The organism is Mesorhizobium sp. M7A.F.Ca.US.007.01.2.1, from assembly GCF_003998165.1.
In the GTDB taxonomy this organism is placed as follows: domain Bacteria; phylum Pseudomonadota; class Alphaproteobacteria; order Rhizobiales; family Rhizobiaceae; genus Mesorhizobium; species Mesorhizobium ciceri.
This window is the reverse complement of sequence record NZ_RZQP01000360.1, coordinates 1-3,966: the sequence shown is the minus strand read 5'-3', so window position 1 is coordinate 3,966 and position 3,966 is coordinate 1. Positions and strand designations below refer to the sequence as shown.

Below are 3,966 nucleotides of genomic sequence, written 5' to 3'. Positions count from 1 at the left end.
CCGCCGGTGACGCCGGCGCGCGGAAAGCGGGAGTCACCGAGCTTCACCACCACGTCGTCAGCTCGCACGCCGAGCGTTTCGGCGGCGGTCTGCGCCAGGATGGTGTAGGTGCCCTGGCCCATGTCGATCGAGGAGCTTTCGACCTCGACCGAACCATCGGCCAGGATGCGCACGAGCGCCTCGCCATAGGCGCGTCGCACCGGATAGGTGCCGGCGGCGACGCCCCAGCCGATCAACTGGTTGCCGTCGCGCATCGAGCGCGGTTCGGGTGTGCGCCTGGACCAGCCGAAGCGTTCGGCGCCTGCAGCAAAAGCCTCGCGCAACTGCCTGGTCGACCAGGCTTTTTTGGCATGTGGATCCTGCTCGGCATAGTTTCGGAGCCGGATCTCCAGCGGATCGATGCCGACCTCGTAGGCAAGCTCGTCGATGGCGCTTTCGATGCCGAAGGCTGAGGGGTTTTCGCCCGGCGCGCGCATGGCGCCCGGCACCACCGAATTGACCCGTACGACATTCTGCTTCGAGGAGAAATTCGGCGTTGTGTACATGATCGAGGTGACCGATCCGAGCGGCTCGACCCACATGCCGTCGATGGATGTTTCATTGACGCCGCGATGCACGATCGACTGGATCTTTCCCTGCACGTCGGCGCCGATCGTCACCGTCTGGCGCGTCGCCGCGCGGCCGCCATAGCCGGTAAAAGTCTGCGGCCGGGTCATCACCAGCCGCACCGGCCGGCCGAGCATTTTGGCCGCACAGGCGGCCACCGCGCCATGGCTGAGCGCCAGCGCCTTGGAGCCGAAGCCGCCGCCAATATAGGGCGACACCAGCCGCACGTTCTCGAACGGCACACCGAACCATTCGGCATAGGTGCGCGCCATGCCGTCCAGCCATTGGCTCGGCTCCCACACGGTGAGGTGGTCGCCCTCCCAGCGGGCGATCAGGCCATGCGGCTCCATCGGCGCCTGGTACTCGCGCGGCGTGTTGTAGGCGGCGCAGATGCGGACCGGCGCCGAGGCGAACGCACCTTGCGCGTCGCCCCATTCCTTGGTCATGGCATCGATCGCGATGCCATCGCCGGCTTTGGCGTCGCTGAGGTCGACGATGGCAGGCGTTTCCTCATAGCTGACCTTGACCAGTGCCGCCGCCGCGACCGCCCGCTCGAAGGTCTCGGCGACCACGGCGGCGACATGCTGACCCGAAAAGGTGATGTCGCGCGCGAGCGGGCAATACGGCTTGTCGGGCGGCGGCGTGCCGAACCAGTCCGCCGCGGTCCTCAGGCTGATGATGGTGTCCGGCGTCAGCACCTGCAGCACGCCGGGCGCCACCTCGGCGGCAGTGGTGTCGATCGCGCGCACCTTGCCCGATGCAATCGTGCTCTCGACCAGGACGGCGTAGGCGAGGCCTTCGAGCTGCTGCTCGACGGCGTATTTCGCCGCACCGGTGATCTTGGCCGGGCCGTCGATGCGCGACAGCCGGCCGCCGACGGCTTCGGCAAAAGCGCCGTCGGACGCATCCCCATGCCTGATGTTGTGAACGGTCATGCCGTCTCTCCCAATTTGCGGATGGCGCGGGCGACGACGCGCGGCGCCAGTTCGACCTTGTAGTGGTTGGCGCCATGGTCGACAGAGCCTTCGACGGCGAGCAGGCTGGCGGCGCGCACAGTGTCCGGCTCCAGCACCTTGCCCTTCAGCGCGTTTTCCACGGCCCGCGCACGCCACGGCTTGGTCGCGACGCCGCCAAGCGCGACGCGCAAATCGCGGATCGTTCGGCCGTCAGGTTCGAACTCAATGCCGACCGCCGCGCTCGCGGCGGCAAACTCATAGGATTGCCGGTCGCGGATCTTGAGATAAGTCGAACGCCGGGCAGGGGCCGAGCCGGGGATCTCGATCGCGGTGATCATCTCGCCCGGTTCGATCGCGTGTTCCCGATCCGGCGTGGTGCCGGGCAGCAGGAAAAAGTCGTCGACCGGGATGTGGCGCTCGCCCAGATGCACGATCGCATCGAAGGCGACCAGCGCCACGGCGAGGTCGCCCGGATACATGGCGATGCACGCGTCGCTGATGCCAAGCACCGCATGGCCACGGGTAACGCCGCCGATCGCCGAACAGCCAGAGCCGGGCTCACGCTTGTTGCAGGCTGGGAAATTCGCGGGATCGCGGAAATAAGGGCAGCGCGTGCGCTGCATCAGATTGCCGCCGATGGTCGCCATGTTGCGGATCTGCGCGGAAGCCGCCTGCCACAGGGCTTCGGAAATGGCGGGGAAGCTACTCTTGATGTCGGCATGGTCGGCGACATGGCTCATCCTGGCCAGTGCGCCGATGGTGACGCCGCGCTCGTTCACCTCGATCCTGCCCAACCCCTTGAGATGGGTGATGTCGACCAGCGTCTCGGGCTCGGCGACGCCGCATTTGGCGAGGTCGATCAGCGTGGTGCCGCCGGCCAAGAGCATGGCGCCGGGCAGGGCGGCCGCCTGGCGTGCCGCATCGAGCGAATTGGCGCGCACATACGAAAAATCCCTCATGATGCGGCCTCCAATGCTGCCTGGCGGACAGCGGCGACGATGTGCGGATAGGCGCCGCAGCGGCAGAGGTTGCCGGCCATATACTCGCGGATTTCTTCGTCGGAGCCGGCATGGCCTTCGCGGATGCAGGCGACCGCCGACATGATCTGGCCCGGCGTACAATAGCCGCACTGGAAGGCGTCCTGTTCGAGGAAGGCAGCCTGCACGGGATGCATTTCGCCCTCCCGTGCAAGCCCCTCTATGGTGGTGACGGTGCGGCCCTCGACTTGTGCGGCCAGCGTCAGGCAGGCCAGCACGCGCTCGCCGTCGATATGCACGGTGCAGGCGCCGCACTGGCCGTGGTCGCAGCCCTTCTTGGTTCCGGTCAGGCCGAGGCGATCGCGCAAGGCATCGAGCAGCGTGACGCGCGGCTCGAGTTGCAGATCGTGATCACGGCCGTTGATGTCGAGATGAACTGGGATCGTTGTTTTGGTCATGGGCGTCGGGCTCCAGTTGCTTGACGCGAAGTCGTTGATTTCATCTTTGGCAGCCGGCGGGGACCTGGCGCCGGCTGTGCGGCCCTTCGCTGCCGCTCCCCGCCTTCGGGCGTTCAGCCCCTTAAAAAGGTCCACTGGACTTTTTGGTGCGCCCGAAGGCGGACCGGGCCTTCACCATTCGTCGTTCGGGAAGCCAAGCAATTGGCTTCCCATCCGCTAGGTGGACCACTCCTCACCCCAGCAGGTCCTCGATGCGGACCGGAAAGCGCCGCGGCCGCACGCCGGTCGCATGCCAGACCGCATTGGCGACGGCGCCGGCCGTGCCGGTGATGCCGATTTCGCCGACGCCCTTGATGCCGAGCGCGTTGACGTGAGGGTCGTCCTCGTGGACCAGCAACGCCTCGACCGATGGAACGTCGGCATTCACCGGGACATGATATTCGGCGAGGTTGGCATTCTGGATCCGGCCAGAGCGCCGGTCGGTGATGGCTTCCTCATGCAGCGCGAACGAGACGCCCCAGATCATGCCGCCATAATACTGGCTGCGCACCAGCCTGGGATTGATGACCCGTCCGGCGGCGAACGCGCCGACCAGCCTTGTGACACGGATCTGGCCAAAATCCGGATCGACCTTCACCTCGGCAAACACGGCGCCATGCGCGTGCTTGGCATAGGCCTCCTGAGACGCCGGGTCGGGAGCGCCCTTGCCGTGGCCCTCGATCTCGGTGAGGCCCGCGCGCGTGAGGATTTCGGCGTAGCTTTCACCGCGGCTTTCATCGTCGCGCCGATAGAGGCGGCCGCCGCGCGCCAGCACGCCTTCATTGCCGGCGCCGTAGAGCGGCGAGCCCTCGTCGCCGGTGGCGAGATCGGCGAGCCTGGCGATGACGGCGGCGCCCGCATTGTGGATCGCCATGCCGGCCGTCGCCGTGTGGCCGGAGCCGCCGGCAATGCCTGCATTGGGCAGATCGG

At 67.0% G+C, this 3,966-nt stretch carries 4 protein-coding genes; all 4 read right to left on the bottom strand.

What is annotated here, in order from left to right; translation table 11 throughout:
* Window positions 1–1,541: xanthine dehydrogenase family protein molybdopterin-binding subunit (locus EN949_RS33520; RefSeq protein ID WP_164782630.1), on the bottom strand; the 1,541-nt coding region annotated here is incomplete at its 3' end.
* Window positions 1,538–2,521 carry a xanthine dehydrogenase family protein subunit M gene (locus tag EN949_RS33515; protein ID WP_063168587.1) on the bottom strand — a complete coding sequence of 328 codons (984 nt, stop codon included), beginning with the start codon at window positions 2,519–2,521 and terminating at the stop codon, window positions 1,538–1,540. The genes EN949_RS33520 and EN949_RS33515, both read right to left, overlap by 4 nt.
* Window positions 2,518–2,997 (bottom strand): (2Fe-2S)-binding protein, encoded by a 480-nt coding sequence (locus tag EN949_RS33510; RefSeq protein WP_013530702.1) that lies wholly within the window; start codon window positions 2,995–2,997, stop codon window positions 2,518–2,520. The genes EN949_RS33515 and EN949_RS33510 overlap by 4 nt, the downstream gene beginning before the upstream one ends.
* A 232-nt stretch (window positions 2,998–3,229) precedes the next feature.
* Window positions 3,230–3,966: molybdopterin cofactor-binding domain-containing protein (locus EN949_RS33505; RefSeq protein WP_164782629.1), on the bottom strand; the 737-nt coding region annotated here is incomplete at its 5' end.